The organism is Hippea alviniae EP5-r, assembly GCF_000420385.1.
GTDB lineage: Bacteria > Campylobacterota_A > Desulfurellia > Desulfurellales > Hippeaceae > Hippea > Hippea alviniae.
Window position 1 is genome coordinate 112,963 of the sequence record NZ_ATUV01000002.1, and the last position, 15,579, is coordinate 128,541.

The 15,579-nt window shown below is 39.0% G+C and carries 17 protein-coding genes; 10 read left to right on the forward strand and 7 right to left on the reverse strand.

Going from position 1 to position 15,579, the window contains the following annotated elements; genetic code table 11:
- Positions 1–68 precede the first annotated feature (68 nt).
- The 3 genes from G415_RS0107275 to G415_RS0107285 are packed head-to-tail and all read left to right on the forward strand — an operon-like array spanning position 69 to position 2,410.
- Entirely contained in the window at positions 69–1,286 is a 1,218-nt protein-coding gene (locus G415_RS0107275) for a homocysteine biosynthesis protein (RefSeq protein WP_022671013.1), read from the forward strand.
- Positions 1,270–1,980: a UPF0280 family protein gene (locus tag G415_RS0107280; RefSeq protein ID WP_022671014.1), complete on the forward strand. Its 711-nt coding sequence runs from the start codon at positions 1,270–1,272 to the stop codon at positions 1,978–1,980. Before G415_RS0107275 ends, G415_RS0107280 begins: the two co-directional genes overlap by 17 nt.
- 13 nt (positions 1,981–1,993) lie before the next feature.
- Positions 1,994–2,410 (forward strand): NIL domain-containing protein, encoded by a 417-nt coding sequence (locus G415_RS0107285; protein WP_022671015.1) that lies wholly within the window; start codon positions 1,994–1,996, stop codon positions 2,408–2,410.
- Here the strand turns inward: G415_RS0107285 and G415_RS10175 are convergent.
- Genes G415_RS10175 through gap form a run of 5 tightly spaced genes read right to left on the reverse strand, consistent with a single transcriptional unit; the run spans position 2,407 to position 7,185 of the window.
- A complete protein-coding gene (locus G415_RS10175; protein ID WP_022671016.1) occupies positions 2,407–3,939 on the reverse strand; it encodes a peptide-binding protein in 1,533 nt (510 codons plus the stop codon). The genes G415_RS0107285 and G415_RS10175 overlap by 4 nt on opposite strands.
- Complete coding sequence (gene secG / locus G415_RS0107295; protein ID WP_022671017.1) at positions 3,940–4,257, reverse strand: preprotein translocase subunit SecG; 318 nt, start codon at positions 4,255–4,257, stop codon at positions 3,940–3,942.
- Positions 4,258–4,989 carry a triose-phosphate isomerase gene (tpiA, locus tag G415_RS11260; RefSeq protein WP_022671019.1) on the reverse strand — a complete coding sequence of 244 codons (732 nt, stop codon included), beginning with the start codon at positions 4,987–4,989 and terminating at the stop codon, positions 4,258–4,260. It abuts the gene before it with no gap.
- Positions 4,986–6,170 carry a phosphoglycerate kinase gene (locus G415_RS11265; protein ID WP_022671020.1) on the reverse strand — a complete coding sequence of 395 codons (1,185 nt, stop codon included), beginning with the start codon at positions 6,168–6,170 and terminating at the stop codon, positions 4,986–4,988. Before G415_RS11265 ends, tpiA begins: the two co-directional genes overlap by 4 nt.
- 1 nt (position 6,171) lies before the next feature.
- A complete protein-coding gene (gap, locus tag G415_RS0107310) occupies positions 6,172–7,185 on the reverse strand; it encodes a type I glyceraldehyde-3-phosphate dehydrogenase (RefSeq protein WP_022671021.1) in 1,014 nt (337 codons plus the stop codon).
- Positions 7,186–7,332: 147 nt separating this feature from the next.
- Between gap and G415_RS0107315 the strand changes: the two genes are divergently transcribed.
- Genes G415_RS0107315 through xseA form a run of 7 tightly spaced genes read left to right on the forward strand, consistent with a single transcriptional unit; the run spans position 7,333 to position 12,979 of the window.
- The gene (locus G415_RS0107315; RefSeq protein ID WP_022671022.1) at positions 7,333–7,779 is read left to right on the forward strand and encodes an amino acid-binding protein; all 447 of its coding nucleotides are present in this window, start codon (positions 7,333–7,335) and stop codon (positions 7,777–7,779) included.
- A 5-nt stretch (positions 7,780–7,784) separates the two neighbouring features.
- Positions 7,785–9,089: a phenylacetate--CoA ligase family protein gene (locus G415_RS0107320; protein ID WP_026939654.1), complete on the forward strand. Its 1,305-nt coding sequence runs from the start codon at positions 7,785–7,787 to the stop codon at positions 9,087–9,089.
- A gap of 12 nt (positions 9,090–9,101) precedes the next feature.
- Positions 9,102–9,578: an HIT family protein gene (locus G415_RS0107325; protein WP_022671024.1), complete on the forward strand. Its 477-nt coding sequence runs from the start codon at positions 9,102–9,104 to the stop codon at positions 9,576–9,578.
- Positions 9,578–9,868 carry a LapA family protein gene (locus tag G415_RS0107330; protein WP_022671025.1) on the forward strand — a complete coding sequence of 97 codons (291 nt, stop codon included), beginning with the start codon at positions 9,578–9,580 and terminating at the stop codon, positions 9,866–9,868. The genes G415_RS0107325 and G415_RS0107330 overlap by 1 nt, the downstream gene beginning before the upstream one ends.
- 4 nt (positions 9,869–9,872) lie before the next feature.
- The gene (locus G415_RS0107335; RefSeq protein WP_022671026.1) at positions 9,873–11,015 is read left to right on the forward strand and encodes a tetratricopeptide repeat protein; all 1,143 of its coding nucleotides are present in this window, start codon (positions 9,873–9,875) and stop codon (positions 11,013–11,015) included.
- Between the two features lies 1 nt (position 11,016).
- Positions 11,017–11,595 (forward strand): Holliday junction branch migration protein RuvA, encoded by a 579-nt coding sequence (ruvA, locus tag G415_RS0107340; protein ID WP_022671027.1) that lies wholly within the window; start codon positions 11,017–11,019, stop codon positions 11,593–11,595.
- On the forward strand, positions 11,585–12,979 hold the full coding sequence (xseA, locus tag G415_RS0107345) for an exodeoxyribonuclease VII large subunit (protein ID WP_022671028.1): 1,395 nt from the start codon (positions 11,585–11,587) through the stop codon (positions 12,977–12,979). Before ruvA ends, xseA begins: the two co-directional genes overlap by 11 nt.
- 32 nt (positions 12,980–13,011) lie before the next feature.
- On the opposite strand, the gene G415_RS0107350 is transcribed toward xseA, so the two are convergent.
- The gene (locus G415_RS0107350) at positions 13,012–13,734 is read right to left on the reverse strand and encodes a succinate dehydrogenase iron-sulfur subunit (RefSeq protein WP_022671030.1); all 723 of its coding nucleotides are present in this window, start codon (positions 13,732–13,734) and stop codon (positions 13,012–13,014) included.
- Between the two features lie 19 nt (positions 13,735–13,753).
- The gene (gene sdhA / locus G415_RS0107355; RefSeq protein ID WP_022671031.1) at positions 13,754–15,568 is read right to left on the reverse strand and encodes a succinate dehydrogenase flavoprotein subunit; all 1,815 of its coding nucleotides are present in this window, start codon (positions 15,566–15,568) and stop codon (positions 13,754–13,756) included.
- Between the last annotated feature and the right edge of the window lie 11 nt (positions 15,569–15,579).

Here is a 15,579-nt window from a genome sequence, read left to right on the forward strand (position 1 = left end):
TTACATATTGACTTTGCAAATCTTAGGTGATATTTGTTTTTTTCAATTAAAGCAGTGGGAGGTAAGCCTTGAGTGTATTCAAAGTAAACAAAACCATAGACGAAATAAACAAAAAGATTGAAAACGGTGAAGCTGTCGTCGTAAATGCCGAAGAGATGATAGATATCGTAAGAAAGGAAGGCGTAATAGAAGCAGCGAAAAAGGTTGATGTGGTAACAACTGGCACTTTTGGGACAATGTGTTCAAGCGGAGCATTAATAAACTTCGGACATACCACACCCAAGATAAAAGCAGCCAAAGTGTGGCTGAACGATGTTGAAGCATACGGTGCCGTTGCTGCTGTTGACTGCTTCTTAGGTGCAACATCGGTAAGAAAAGACGACCCGCTAAATGCCGTTCATCCGGGCAGGTTTGAGTATGGCGGCGGTCATGTAATAGAAGATTTAATAGCAGGTAAAAGGGTTAAACTTGTCGCAGAAGGATACGGAACGGATTGTTATCCTGCAAAACACATAGAGATGGAGATAACTATAAACGACTTAAAACAGGCAACACTTCTAAACCCAAGAAATGCTTATCAGAATTACTCTGTTGCTGTTAACTCAACAGACCACACAATTTATACATACATGGGCGTTTTAAAACCAAGATTGGCAAATGCGACATACTCATCGGCCGGACAGTTATCTCCATTAATGAACGACCCGTTTTATCTAACCATAGGCATTGGAACTCGAATATTTTTAGGCGGTGGCATTGGTTATGTAATCTGGCACGGCACACAGCATAATCCAAACGAAGAGAGAAACGAAAGAGGCATTCCAAAAACAGGCGCCGGTGCATTAGCGGTAATGGGTGATATGAAACAGATGAGCCCAGATTTTGTAAAAGGTGCATCAATTTTGGGATATGGATGCTCTTTGAGTGTTGGAGTTGGAGTTGCAATACCCATTTTGAACGAAGAGATGGCATTTTTCACTTCTGTTAGCGATGAAGAGATTGACGCCTATATATTCGACTATGGACACGACTATCCGTTAAAAATAGACAACAACTATGGCCTTACAAATTACAAAGAGTTAAGAAGCGGATATATAACCGTAAAGGGCAAAAAGATACCAGCATCGCCACTGTCAAGCTATTCAGGTGCTATGAAGATAGCAGAGACACTGAAACAGTGGATTTATGACAAAAAGTTCTATTTAACAAAACCAAGCGAACTTCTGCCACAATCGAAGGATTATGAACCTTTGAAATATTTGAAGAGATATGAGAAGAATCTATAGAAACTCATTTGATACAGAAGGCTTCTGCGCCTTCGAAGTATCATACAAATACAGCAACCTGTTCATAAAAAGCTGCAGCGACAATAGATTTGAGATTTTTGAGCTTTTAAAAAAGTTAATCGAACAGCTTGAGTCGTATATATCCAAAAGAAAGGAGTTTTTAACATCTCTAAAACCTATAAAAACAGACAGAAAAGCACCGAAAATAGCCAATATCATGATTGAAGCAGCAAAAAGGGCAGATGTTGGGCCTATGGCTGCTGTTGCTGGAGCTATAGCTGAAGAGATAGGCAGATACATACTGAAAAACTGTCAAGAGTGCGTAATAGAAAATGGTGGAGATTTATTCTTAAAACTAAACAGACCCGCAAGGATAGGGATATACACCAACAACCCGCTGTTTAAAGATTACATAACATTTAGCGTAAACCTAAACAATCAGGCTTTTGGCGTCTGTGCGTCCAGCTCAAAGATAGGTCCATCATTAAGCAAAGGCAAAGCAGACCTTTCCGTTATCATTGACAAGAACACGGCGTTTGCCGATGCAATGGCAACGGCTACAGCAAACATGATAAAAGAAACAAGCGACATAGAAAAAGCAATAAACTTTGCCAAAAGCAAGGGCGTAATAGGATGCCTATTCATAAAAGATGAGAAATTGGGTATCTGGGGAAATTTAAAACTTATCAGCTAAAAAAGGAGGCAAAATGTTCTCAAAAAAGGTCGTTTTGAGATTTCCAAAAGAGATAGCAGACAAACCATTGGTGTCAGATATATGCAAAAAATATGACTTAACATTCAACATAATGAGAGCAAATATATTTCCAAGAAGGGAAGGCATACTGACACTTGAGATAATAGGAAGCAAAGAAGATTTTTCAAAAGGCATAGATTATTTGAAAGAGAATGGTGTCTCTATAAGCTTTGTCGAAGAGAGTATCCAAAGAGACGAAGAAAAGTGTTATCATTGTGGATTCTGTGTTGCAGTCTGTCCAACAGAAGCTCTAACCATAGAAGATAGAAAAACAATGAGAGTGGAACTTTACAAGGATAGATGCATAGCGTGTGGATACTGTGTTAAAGTGTGTCCTGTTAAGGCTATGAGTCTGCCTGATGAATTCTAATATCTCCAATCGATAATGTTGTAAGTGATGCCTGCCTTTGCAGGTTTAATGCCTTTGATATTTTTGTTTACTGCAACGATGGAAGTCGGATAATAAAGAAAAATATACGGGTATTGATGCACAATTAAATCGTTTATCTTCTCATAGATTTTTTGAGATTTCTTTTTATCAAATGTCCTTCTTGCAAGTTCAATCAGCTTATCAACCCTCTTATCTCTAAATCCAACAAAATTAAAACCGCCCTTAAAATCGCTCTTTGAGTCCCAGATTGAATACATATCCGGGTCTGCTCCAAGCTGCCATCCCAAAATAATAGCATCAAAGTGTCTCTCGTTTACAAAGTTTAAAAATGCCTGCCATTCAAGTATCCTTATCTTCATCTCTATGCCTATGCGACGCAAATACTCTTGAATCATAATAGCAGCATATTTTCTCTCACCGTTGCCTTCGTTTGTATAGACAGTAAAGCTAAACTTATGCCCATTCTTATACAAAAAACCATCTTCAGCTTTATGCCAGCCAGCTTCTTTCAACAACTTCAATGCACCTTTTGGGTCATAATGACACACGGTTTTTGGATAAAAATATGGCGAACTTCGTGGGTAGATGCTATCTGCAACTTTACCAAAATTAAACAGAATAGCCTTTTTTATCTCTTCTCTATTTATTGCCATACAGATAGCTTTTCTTATGCGTATATCTTTAAACAGCTTATCCCTCAGATTAAATGCCAAGTATGTGTATGCACTCGAAGGTTCAAAATAGACCTTATACCTTTTTGCGAACCTTTTACCCTTAAACTCATACTCATACTGTAATGGTGTCAAAGAGAGCATATCAAGCCCACCATTTTCAAGCTCAAGCAAAGCAGTGGTCTGATCTGGTATTATGCGATAGATGATTTTGCTAATGTATGGCTTGTGAATAAAGTAATCTTTAAAGGCATCAAGTGTTATATACTGACCATCTTTCCACTGTCTCAATATATAAGGACCTGTTCCAATAGGTTTTCTGTTAAACTCACAGGTCGCTATGTTTTTCGTATTTTTAAGCAGATGCTCTGGAACTATTCCCATCATCCAAGAGTATAAAGCAGGCTTAAAAGGGTATGGGTATTCAACCACAACAGTGTAATTATCAGGTGCATAAATCCTTTTTATCAGTTTATATTTGCCTGCGTATGGTGTTGGCGTGTTGGGATTGGTAATAAGCTTGTATGTAAATATCACATCTTTTGCCGTAAAAGGAACACCATCCTGCCAAAAAACATTACGCCTTAGATGAAAAACAATCCTTCTGCCACCATCCTTAATTTCATAGTTTTTGGCTAAATCACCAACAATACGCATATCTTTATTTAGCTTTAAAAGTCCATTAAACACATACGACGATATCTCTGCACTGGATGAGTCGATAGCCAAAAACGGTATAAAGCGCTTAGGGTTTGCACCTAAGGAGAAATATATGGTTTTAGCTAAAGAGACATGTGATAAAAAAACAAAAACAACTAAGAGTAATACTCTTCTCATTTACTTAGTTATGGGCTTTGCCGAAGATGGCAAACTTGGAGCCTGCGTTTGCGTCGCTGGTGTTGAAGGAACCATCGAAGATGTATTCGATTTATAGACCATGTAAGATATGCCTATGGAATTAAGCATAAATAAAAACGCTAAAACCCAAGTGATTTTAGCAAGCAAGCTCATGGCTCCTGTTGGGCCAAATAGTGTATCTGCAGCACCAGCGCCAAACGACACACCCATCTCAGCACCTTTGCCCTTCTGAATAAGAATCAAACCTACAAGTATAAAACCCAAAATTACCTGAACAACAACAAGAAGCGAAAGCATCTATTTCCCTCCCTTTACCTTATCAAACTCTTCTGCTATTTTTGAGAACTTCCCAGCATCAAGACTTGCAGAACCAACCAAAAATCCGTCAACATCTTCAATCTCTGCAAGCTCTTTTGCGTTTGTATCCTTCACACTGCCACCGTAAAGTATAGAAACATCACCCACCATTTCTCTTATAAATTTATGCATTTCGGTTATAGTTTTGTTATCCGCTGCAACACCCGTGCCTATAGCCCAAACAGGCTCATAAGCTACAACAACTTTATCAAGGTCAACACCATCTAAGGCAGAGACAATCTGTCTTTCAACTATATCAAAAGCCTTGCCATTATTTCTCTCACTTAATGTCTCACCAACACAGACAATTGGCTTTAGCTCATGTTCTATAGCACTTACAACCTTCTTATGTATATCGACATCGTTCTCACCGAATATATGCCTTCTCTCTGAATGACCCAAAATCACATACTCACATCCAACACCTCTAATCATTATAGGCGAGACTTCTCCTGTAAACGCACCTTCTTCTTTAAAGCACATATTCTGAGCACCAAGCTTTATCTGTGAGTTTAGGAATATCCCGCTCAACCTATCCAAAAACACAAACGACGGACAGACTATAATCTCTGAGTCGGACTTAACCTTTTCAACCATCTGCCTTGCAACTTCAACAGCTCTCTCCATATCGAAGTGCATCTTCCAGTTAGCAGCTATTATACTTCTTCTCATTGTTTCTTCTCCAAAACTTCCACAGCTGGCAGGGTTTTACCTTCAAGCAGCTTCAGAGATGCCCCGCCACCTGTTGAGATATAGCTCATATTATCACTTTCACCAGCTCTTTCAACTGCATCTGCCGTATCGCCACCACCAACAACCTTTAAGGCGTTTAAACTCCCTATTATCTGAGCTATCCTGTTTGTTCCGTGTGCAAATGCCTTAACTTCAAAAACTCCCATAGGTCCATTCCAGACAACAACCTTTGCATCTGACAATACTTCCCTAAACAGCTCAATTGATGCAGGACCTATATCAAGGCCCATCATACCCTTTGGTATCTCCTGATACGGCTTTATAACATAGCCGCTCTCATCTTCTGGTGAAGTTGAACAGACAAAATCGACAGGCAGATATAACTTTACCCCTTTTCTGCCTGCTTCATCCATCACCCTTTTTGCTTCGTCAATCAACTCTTCTTCAACAAGGCTATTGCCCGTTTTATAACCCAAAGCCCTTAAGAATGTAAATGCTTGAGCACCACCTATTATAATCTTATCTGCCCTGTTTAAAAGGTTGAGCAAGCAGTCCAACTTACCAGAAATTTTTGCTCCACCGATTACTGCAACAAACGGCTTCTCTTCAATGGTAAATATCTTGTCGAAGTATTCAAGCTCTTTCTTAAGCAAGAACCCTATAGCAGCTATCTCGGAAATCTCAGCTAAAGCATAGACGGATGCGTGTTTTCTATGGCAAACACCAAAGGCATCATTTACATACACATCAAACAGCTCTTTGAGTTTTAAAGCAAACTCCTTTGAGTTCTTCTCTTCTCCTTCCCAAAATCTCAAATTCTCAAGGAGTGCAACATCACCATCTTTTAAAGCTTCAAGTTTGGCTTTGTCTTCTGGATTTTCAAAATCTTCAATAAACAATACAGGCTTGCCCAATATTGTTGCAAGCCTTTTTGCCACAGGCTTTAGAGAGTACTTAGGGTTTCTTTTGCCTTTTGGCCTTCCAAGATGGCTTGCAAGTATAACTTTTGCCTTATTGTCTATGGCATATTGAATCGTAGGTAGAGCAGCCCTTATACGGTTATCGTCCGTTATATTACCGTTTTCATCCATTGGCACATTGAAGTCGCATCGTATAAAAACCCTTTTGCCTGTTATGTCTATCTCGTTTATCACTTTCATTTTAAAACCCCTCTTTTGCTATCCTTAGAACAAGGTCTCTAAGCCTTGAAGAGTATCCCCACTCATTGTCATACCAAGAGAGCACCTTAATAAGCGTTCCATCAATAACCATCGTCTCAAGACTGTCAAATATGCTCGAATATGGATTGCCATTCAAATCCTTTGATACAACAGGCTCATCAATATACTCAACGATACCCTTCATATTTGTCTCTGATGCCTTTTTAACGGCTTCGTTTACCTCTTCGATGCTCGTCTTCTTCTCGACTTCAACAACAAGGTCAACTATAGAGACATTGGAAGTCGGAACCCTAATAGATATTCCATCAAGCTTACCTTTCAAGGATGGCACAACAATGCCAACGGCTATTGCAGCACCTGTTGTTGTGGGTATGATATTCTCTGCTGCTGCACGAGCCCTTCTTAAATCCTTATGCGGCAAATCCAAAATTCTCTGGTCGTTTGTATATGAGTGAACTGTTGTCATAAAACCATGGATAATGGTGAAGCTATCGTGCAAAATTTTAGCTATCGGAGCAACGCAGTTTGTTGTGCAAGATGCATTTGAGATAACATTATTGCCTTTAAAATCAAATCCTTCATCGTTCACACCAAGAACAACTGTTGGCACATCTCCACCTTTAGCCGGTGCACTTATCACAACCTTTTTTGCTCCAGCCTTAAGGTGAAGCTCGGCTTTATCTTTAGTCCTAAATCTTCCCGTTGACTCTATAACTAAATCAACACCCAAATCCTTCCACGGCAGATTGGCAGGGTTTGTCTCTGCGTAAACCTTTATTCTCTTTCCATCAAAAATAATCTCATCATCTTCAGACTTTATCTCGTGTTCCCTTAACACACCGTGAACCGAATCGTATTTCAAAAGATGGGCAAGTGTATGAGCATCTGTTAAATCGTTTATTGCAACTATATCTATATCGTCATAGCCTATTGCAGTTCTAAAAAAGGCTCTTCCTATCCTTCCAAAACCATTGATAGCAATCTTTATAGCCATGCTTACCCCCTACCGTAAATTTTGACCCAAGTATATACACAATTCTCCATTTTTTTCAAGCAATATAGGAAAAGATGTGCAAAAATTATTGAATGTTTTGCCATAATAGTTATACTTCAAAAGAAAACGATTTTCAAGGGGGAAGTGATGGAGACATCAAAATACAGAATAACCCAAATAAGCGTCTTTATAGAAAATAAAAAGGGCAGATTCTACAACACAACAAGGGTTTTAAAAGAAGCAGGTGTCAATATTAGAGCTATGAGCCTTGCAGACACGATGGACTTTGGTATTTTAAGATTCGTGGTTGACAAACCAAGCGAAGCATTTGAAGCCTTACAGGAAGCAAACTTTATAGTAAAGACAAACCCTGTCATAGCTGTTGCCATAAGTGATAAGGTTGGCGGTTTGAGTGATTTATTAAAACTTATAAGCGACTTGGACTTAAACATAGAGTACATGTACACATTTGTAAATAACTTAGACAACAAAGCCGTTATGCTGTTTAAGTTTGAAGAGATAGACGAAGCCATAGAGAAGCTTCTAAAAGCAGGTGCAGAGCTACTTGATGAAGAATACTTCGAAAGGATTTAGGGGGAGTGATGTTCTGGGAAAAAGAAAAGGAAACTATGGATAGAAAAAGCATAGAAGAGTTGCAGGTTGAACTTTTAAGGGAAAAGATAGAATACGCCTACAAGAATGTGCCGTTTTATAGAAAGAAGTTTGAAGAAGCAGGTATAACCAAAGAGTCAATAAAATCTATAGAAGACATAAGAAAACTGCCATTTACAACAAAGATAGATTTCAGAGACAACTATCCGTTTGGGCTTTTAGCTCGCCCAATGAAGGAAATAGTAAGAATTCACTCATCAAGCGGCACAACAGGAAAACCAACCGTTGTTGCATACACACGAAAGGATATAGAAACATGGAGTAATTTAGTTGCAAGGATAGCTGCAGCAGCTGGAGTAAACGACGAAGATATTGTCCAGATAGCCTTTGGATACGGTCTATTTACTGGTGGTTTTGGCCTTCATTATGGACTTGAAAAGATTGGTGCAGCCATTATACCTGCATCAAGCGGAAATACAAAGAGACAGGTAATGATAATGCAGGATTACGGCGCAACGGTGCTTGTCTGCACACCAAGTTATGCACTCTATATTGGAGAAGTTGCAAGGAAAATAGGCATAGACCCTAAGAAGGACTTAAAGCTGCGCATAGGTATGTTCGGTGCTGAACCATGGAGCGAGCAGATGCGCAAAAAGATAGAAGAAAACTTAGGCATAAAAGCCTATGACAATTATGGACTGAGCGAGATAATCGGGCCTGGTGTTGCTGGTGAGTGCGAAGCTCAGAACGGCATGCACATAGCTGAAGACCACTTCATAGCCGAAATAATCAACCCAGAAACAGGCCAACCAGCAAAAGACGGAGAATACGGCGAGCTGGTTATCACAAGCCTAACCAAAGAAGCCCTGCCGGTGTTTAGATATAGAACACGAGACATAACAAGAATAACAAAAGAACCTTGCAAATGCGGAAGAAGTTTTGCAAGAATGGACAAACCCATAGGCAGAACAGACGACATGCTCATAATAAGAGGCGTCAACATCTTCCCGAGTCAGATAGAAGAAGTTTTATTTAACATTGAAGGTATATCTCCGCATTATCAGATAATCGTTGACAGAATCAATAACCTTGATACGATAACCGTAATGGTTGAAGCAAATGCAAATCTCTTTTTCGATGAGATGAAGAAACAAAAACAGCTGCTTGACAGAATAAATGCAGAGCTAAAAACAACACTCGGCATTGAAGTTGATGTAAAACTGGTTGAGCCAAACTCAATTCAGAGGAGCGAAGGCAAGGCAAAAAGGGTAATAGACAAAAGAAAGTTTTAAGGGTGAGAAAAGATGGATAAATTATGGGCTCCATGGCGTATAGGATACATTTTATCAGATAAGAAAGAAGATGGCTGTGTCTTCTGCAATGCATTTAACTCAAAAAACGATGAAGAAAAACTCGTCCTGTTTAGGTCAAAACACTCATTCATCATTATGAATCTATATCCTTACAATGCAGGACATTTAATGGTTGTGCCAAACAGACACATAAGCAATCCAATAGAGCTAACAGAAGAAGAGCAGCTTGACATGTTTAAATTGACAAATAAATGCATAGAGATATTAAAAAAGGTGATGAACCCTGATGGCTTCAATCTCGGCATGAATCTCGGCAGGAGTGCAGGTGCTGGTATAGATGACCATATTCATATCCATATCGTCCCGCGATGGAACGGCGATACAAACTTCATGCCTATACTATCTGACACAAAAGTTATATCTGAATCCCTAAAAGAGACATACAAAAAACTTAAAGGAGTACTATAATGACTGTAATAAGGGTTATATCTATAGTTTTTGTCCTTGCCGTATTGGGGATTTTCATCATTTACAATACGCAAACCGTTAATGTCAGTTATTTGGGCATAAAGTTTGAGAACATGCCGCTTTGGCTTGTTGTGTTTATCTCCGTTTTTATAGGTATCTTTATAGGCTGGTTTTTTATGTTCATAGACGAGCTCGGACTAAAAAGAAACCTAAAAAACAAAGAGAGAGAGATAAAAGCCCTAAAAGAAGAGATAGCCCAGCTCAGACAACTAACGATAACAAAAGAGTGATGCAATGTCCGTAAATGTTGAACAGATATTTACCGCCATAATACACAGTCAAATAGCAATATTTACAGTAGGCTTATTTATAGGAGCACTTCTTGTCTATATCGCACTTATAAGCAAACAGAAAAAGGAGAACATAGACAAAAGAAAGCTCGAAAGCTATATAAAAGGTATCAATTACATCATAGAAGATGAGACAGACAAGGCAATTCAGGAGCTAACTGCAACGGCAAAGTTAGACCCTGACATGATAGACATCTATGTAAGCATAGGTAATCTCTTTAGAAAAAAAGGCGAGATAAATAGAGCCCTAATAATACACAAAAGTCTGCTTGCAAAATCCGATTTAAGTAAAGATAAGAAACTCGAGATATATCTAAATGTTGGCATAGACTACAGAAAAGCAGGGCTTTATGACAGAGCAAAAAAATACTTCAAAGATGCTCTATCGATAGACCCAAAGAATATGACAGCAAAAAGGATGCTGTATGAAGTTTATGAAGATTCGAGGGATTGGGAGAACGCTTTAGTCTGGCATAAAAGGTTTGACGGAACAGACAAGCACATACTTGCACATATTTACACAGAGCTTGGGAAAGACAAGCTAAAAGAGAACGACACAGAAGCAGCAAAAAAGAACTTTGAAAAAGCCTTAAAGGAGTATAAAGAGTGTGTTGATGCACTTCTGCATCTTGGTGATATATATTTCAATTATGGCAAATTAGAAAAAGCCTACCAGCTATGGGAGAGTGTATGCAAAATAAGGCCAGAGCTGTGCAATCTTGCTCTATCAAGAATAAAAGATGAAACAACTTTAAAAAAAGCAATCAAAAACCTTCTTTACGAACTACCAGACAACCAGTTTATTCTCTTTTTTGCAGCCGAGTCATACTTTAGCATCAATCAAGAGAAAAAAGCTCTATCTCTTTACAAAAAGCTGATAAAAAACGGCATCTCAAGTTTGTATATTTTAAAGCGATACCTTGCAAGCTCGGAAGCGGACGACAAGTTCATAAAGCTATTCTTAAGCAAAACAGATATACGCCCAATAAGATACACCTGCACAAACTGTGGTCATTCGGCTTACAAACTATCATTTAGATGCCCAAAGTGCAAAACATGGGATAAGCTCAAAGTGGAAATAGTTTAAAATGATAGAAGCACTATCAGGAATCTTAAGGGAAAAATCAAACCTAAAGGCAGTAATTGATGTAAATGGAATAGAGTTTAACCTAACGATACCACTATCAACATTCGATAAGCTCCCAAACACAAACAAAAGATGCAGACTGTTTGTTGAGCTTGTAATCGGAGAAAAGAGCATAAAGCTTTATGGCTTTGCAACAAAAGAAGAGAAAAATCTGTTTAATGAGTTAAGAAAAATCTCAAAAATAGGCCCACAGACTGCAATATCCATACTCTCAAACATATCCGTTGAAGAGTTTTATGCAGCTATTCAGAAACAGGACAAAGAGTTACTTACGCAAATACCCGGCATAGGTAAAAAAACAGCTTTAAACATCATTGTTGAACTATCAAATAAGATACCAAATGATGAGCTAAATATACCTTCTGTAGTATCTGACGCTATAGAGACGCTTATATCCTTAGGCTTTTCCAAACAGGAATCCGAAAAAACCGTAAAAGAGATATACTCAAAAGATAATTCCGTAAAACTCGAAGATTTAATAAAAGAGTCGCTAAAATCCATAGGAAAACATGGCCGTTAAGACATATACAGTCTCAGAGCTAACAAAACAGATAGATGAGCTTCTTCAGGGCAGTTTTTACGGCATTTGGGTTGAAGGTGAAGTTTCTAATGTAAGACCTTCATCAAGCGGTCATCTCTATTTTTTGCTAATCGACGAGCATGCAGCACTCAAGTGCATCATCTATAAATCACGCATAAACTGGTTCAAAGTAAAACCAAAAAATGGACTAAAGTTAAAGGTTTTTGGCCATATCTCGGTATACCTAAAGGGCGGTGAATACAGTTTAGTTGTTGAAGCAATAAAGGAGGCAGGTGAAGGCAAAAAATTTTACGACCTTGAGAAGCTAAAAAAAGAGTTCAAGGCTCTGGGTTATTTTGATAGAAAAAGGCCTATACCCGAGATACCAAAGAGAATCTTATTATTCAGCAGCATAACGGGTGCAGCAGTAAGGGACATCATTAACATAATACAAAGAAGAAGTAAGGGCGTAGAGATTTTGATTTATCCTATAACAGTTCAGGGAAATTTGGCAAAAAACAGCATTCTCAACGCATTAAAACAGGCAAACTTTATAGAAGAAGAGATAGATGTGGCCGTCTTAGCAAGAGGCGGTGGTTCAGAAGAAGACCTATGGATATTCAACGACCCAGACATAGCAAAGGCTCTGTTCAACTTAAAATTTCCAACAATAAGCGCAATAGGGCACCAGATAGATACAACACTGTGCGACTTCGTAGCAGACAAAAGAGCAGAGACACCTTCTGCCGCTGCAGAGATGCTGACAGAAAAAAGACTCGAGCTAATCGAAAGGATAAACAGAATCAGAGATTACATAACCATTCTTACACAAAAGCTCCTAAATCTAAAGGGTCAAAAACTCAAAAACTTTTCAACACAAAGAAATGCAATGCGGCTAAAAGGACTGCTTGAGAATAAAATTATTCACTTAGACAGATTGACGGATAACATAAACTCCTCAATCAAACGATTAATCATGCAGAAGGAAAGAAAAGTTGAGCAACTAAAAAACAGAATAAATCTTTTAAGTCCGCAGGAGAAATTAAGAGTATCAAAAGAGCATTTAAAACACTTTAATACAAGTATAAATCGCTCAATTCAACTTATCATAAAAAACAAACAACAGCTTTTAAAACCATACCATCAAGAGATAGAAAACAGGTTCAAACTGACGATAAAAAATAAAAGACAGAGAATTGAAATCTTAACATCAAAGATAGAAAACTTATCACCTTTATCTATTCTGAAAAAGGGTTATTCAATTACCTTTGATGAAAGTGGAAAACCTATAAGAAGCATATCTCAGATAAAAGAAGGAGACCTGATAACAACACGCTTTGGAGAAGGTGAAGCAACTTCTCTTGTCAAATCAATAAAAAATTAAAGGGGGGCTTAAAGCCCCCGTCTTTTTGTTTCTTAGTATTTTCTCTTGAGTATCTCTTTCTGAAGTGCAGCAATAGCCTTCGTCGGGTTGAGCTCCTTTGGACATGCATGGATACAGTTGAGAATTGTATGGCATCTCCAGACACCATGTATATTGTTGACAACATCAAGCCTTTCGTCAGAGCCTTCATCCCTTGTATCAAGAACAAATCTTGCAGCGTTAAGCAGGGCAGATGGTCCAAGATAGTCTGGGTCTGCCCAGTAAGATGGACAGGAGCTTGAACAACATCCGCACAATATACACTCATAAAGACCATCAAGCTTCTTTCTATCTTCAACACTCTGAAGTCTCTCTCTCAATGGTGGTGGTGTCTTCTCTATCAAGTAAGGCTTAACTGCATAGTATTTATTGAAGAAGTCATCAAAATCGCACACAAGGTCTTTTACTATAGGAAATCCGGGAAGCGGTTTAATAACAAGCACATCGCTATTGTAATCTTCTATGTGAGCCATACAAGAGACTGTGTTCATGCCGTTGATGTTCATTCCGTCAGAACCGCAGACACCTTCACGGCAGCTCCTTCTATAGCTCAAAGTGGGGTCTTGCTCCCACTTGATCTGATTCAGACCATCAAGCACCATCATACCCTTTCGGGTAATGGTTACTTCATAATCTTTATAGTAAGGAGCCTTATCCTTTTCAGGGTCATATCTGAAAATCTTAAATATCACTTTATCTCCAACATTCAATGCCATTATTTACTCCTCCTTACCTTTAGTAAACCCTCTTCTTGGGTTCAAATGTTGGTGCTGTAGCTCCCTTCATCCTAACTGGTTTATAATCAAACCTTATAGAGCCATCTTCATCAAGATAAACGAGTGTATGTTTCAGCCAGTTCTTATCATCTCTTTCTGGATAGTCTTCTCTATAATGACCGCCTCTACTCTCTGTTCTATTCAAGGCTGCCATTGTCTCTATCTTGGAAAGTGTCAACAGAGACCTTAATTCAAAGTATTCAACGAGTTCGCTATTGAAGTGCAAGCTCTTATCTGCCAATCCCATCTGATTGAATTTCTCTTGAAGCTCATCAAGTATCTTAAGCTCTTTCTTCAAGCCTTCTTCTTCTCTAAAGACCGACATGTTCTCCTGCATGGAGTCTCTCAATGGATAGAAGATATCCTGATACTTAATGTTGCCTGCAGGACCATCATAGAGTTCCTTAATTTTCTCTACAGTCTCCTTACCGAACTTCTCTGCCCAGAAGTCTTCTGCTGGTAATGGAGCTGGTGGATCTTCTTCAATTATGTATTTAGCAGCATTGAATCCAGCCTGTTTACCACTTACAACAAGGTCAATCAAGGAGTTTGTTCCAAGCCTGTTTGCACCATGCAGAGACTGGCAAGAGCATTCACCAGCTGCATAGAAGCCCGGAACTCTAACTTCTTTCTCACCATCCCAGATAACAACTTCACTCTTAACATTTGTAGGAATACCAGCCATCTGATAGTGAGCGGAAGGCTCAACAGGAATAGGCTCTTTTGTACAATCAACGCCAACAAATTTATATGCAAGCTCCCAAATTCCTGGCAATTTTTCCATAATGAAGTCTTTGCCAAGATGGTCAAGCTTAAGAAGAACATGGTCTTTTTTAGGACCAACGCCACGACCTGCCCTAACTTCAAGTGTCATTGACCTTGAAACAACATCTCTGGAAGCAAGGTCAAGAACATGCGGAGCATACTTCTTCATGAAGCGCTCGCCTTCGGAGTTAATCAAGTATCCACCTTCGCCTCTAACGCCTTCAGTAATCAGGTTTCCAACGCCGTAGATTCCTGTTGGGTGGAACTGTATGAACTCTGGGTCTTCTATAGGAATACCAGCCTTTAATGCCATGTATAAGCCGTCGCCTGTGTTGATGTGAGCGTTCGTATTTGTTCTAAAGTTTCTCAAACTTCCACCTGTTGCAAAGATAACAGCTTTCGCAAAGAACGCATGCAATCCACCGTTAACCATATCCCAAGCAAGAACACCAAATACTTTGCCTGTTTCTGGGTTTCTGAACAGCTCAAGTGCAAGATATTCAACATAGTAGCTTACATAAGGAGCTATATCTGGCCTTAAGGTTCTCTCAAAGAGAGCATGCAACATAGCATGACCAGACCTATCAGCAATTGCGCAGCTTCTGTGAGCTATTGTCTCACCGAAGTTTCTTGTCTGGCCACCAAATGCTCTCTGATAAATTGTCCCGTTTTCATTTCTTGAGAATGGAACGCCCCAGTGCTCAAGTTCATAGATTGCTAAAGGAGCGTTTTTAACGAACTCTTCTATCGCGTCCTGGTCACCAAGATAGTCAGAACCTTTTACGGTATCATACATGTGCCAAATCCAGTAATCTTCGTCCATGTTTGCAATAGCTGCTGCTATACCGCCCTGAGCAGAAACTGTGTGAGACCTTGTCGGAAAAACTTCTGTTATAACAGCTGTTTTTAACTTAGCAAGGCCAGTCTGAACAGCAGCCGCAAGACCTGCACCACCAGCACCAACTATAACAACATCAGCAACTTCGTATCTATACGAAATATTAGCCATTATTCCTAACC

Coding starts and splice junctions, on each gene's coding strand:
- G415_RS0107280 (WP_022671014.1), top strand. CDS start 1,270: ATGAGAAGAATCTATAGAAACTCATTTGATACAGAAGGCTTCTGCGCC.
- G415_RS0107285 (WP_022671015.1), top strand. CDS start 1,994: ATGTTCTCAAAAAAGGTCGTTTTGAGATTTCCAAAAGAGATAGCAGAC.
- G415_RS10175 (WP_022671016.1), bottom strand. CDS start 3,939: ATGAGAAGAGTATTACTCTTAGTTGTTTTTGTTTTTTTATCACATGTC.
- secG (WP_022671017.1), bottom strand. CDS start 4,257: ATGCTTTCGCTTCTTGTTGTTGTTCAGGTAATTTTGGGTTTTATACTT.
- tpiA (WP_022671019.1), bottom strand. CDS start 4,989: ATGAGAAGAAGTATAATAGCTGCTAACTGGAAGATGCACTTCGATATG.
- G415_RS11265 (WP_022671020.1), bottom strand. CDS start 6,170: ATGAAAGTGATAAACGAGATAGACATAACAGGCAAAAGGGTTTTTATA.
- gap (WP_022671021.1), bottom strand. CDS start 7,185: ATGGCTATAAAGATTGCTATCAATGGTTTTGGAAGGATAGGAAGAGCC.
- G415_RS0107315 (WP_022671022.1), top strand. CDS start 7,333: ATGGAGACATCAAAATACAGAATAACCCAAATAAGCGTCTTTATAGAA.
- G415_RS0107325 (WP_022671024.1), top strand. CDS start 9,102: ATGGATAAATTATGGGCTCCATGGCGTATAGGATACATTTTATCAGAT.
- G415_RS0107330 (WP_022671025.1), top strand. CDS start 9,578: ATGACTGTAATAAGGGTTATATCTATAGTTTTTGTCCTTGCCGTATTG.
- G415_RS0107335 (WP_022671026.1), top strand. CDS start 9,873: ATGTCCGTAAATGTTGAACAGATATTTACCGCCATAATACACAGTCAA.
- ruvA (WP_022671027.1), top strand. CDS start 11,017: ATGATAGAAGCACTATCAGGAATCTTAAGGGAAAAATCAAACCTAAAG.
- xseA (WP_022671028.1), top strand. CDS start 11,585: ATGGCCGTTAAGACATATACAGTCTCAGAGCTAACAAAACAGATAGAT.
- G415_RS0107350 (WP_022671030.1), bottom strand. CDS start 13,734: ATGGCATTGAATGTTGGAGATAAAGTGATATTTAAGATTTTCAGATAT.
- sdhA (WP_022671031.1), bottom strand. CDS start 15,568: ATGGCTAATATTTCGTATAGATACGAAGTTGCTGATGTTGTTATAGTT.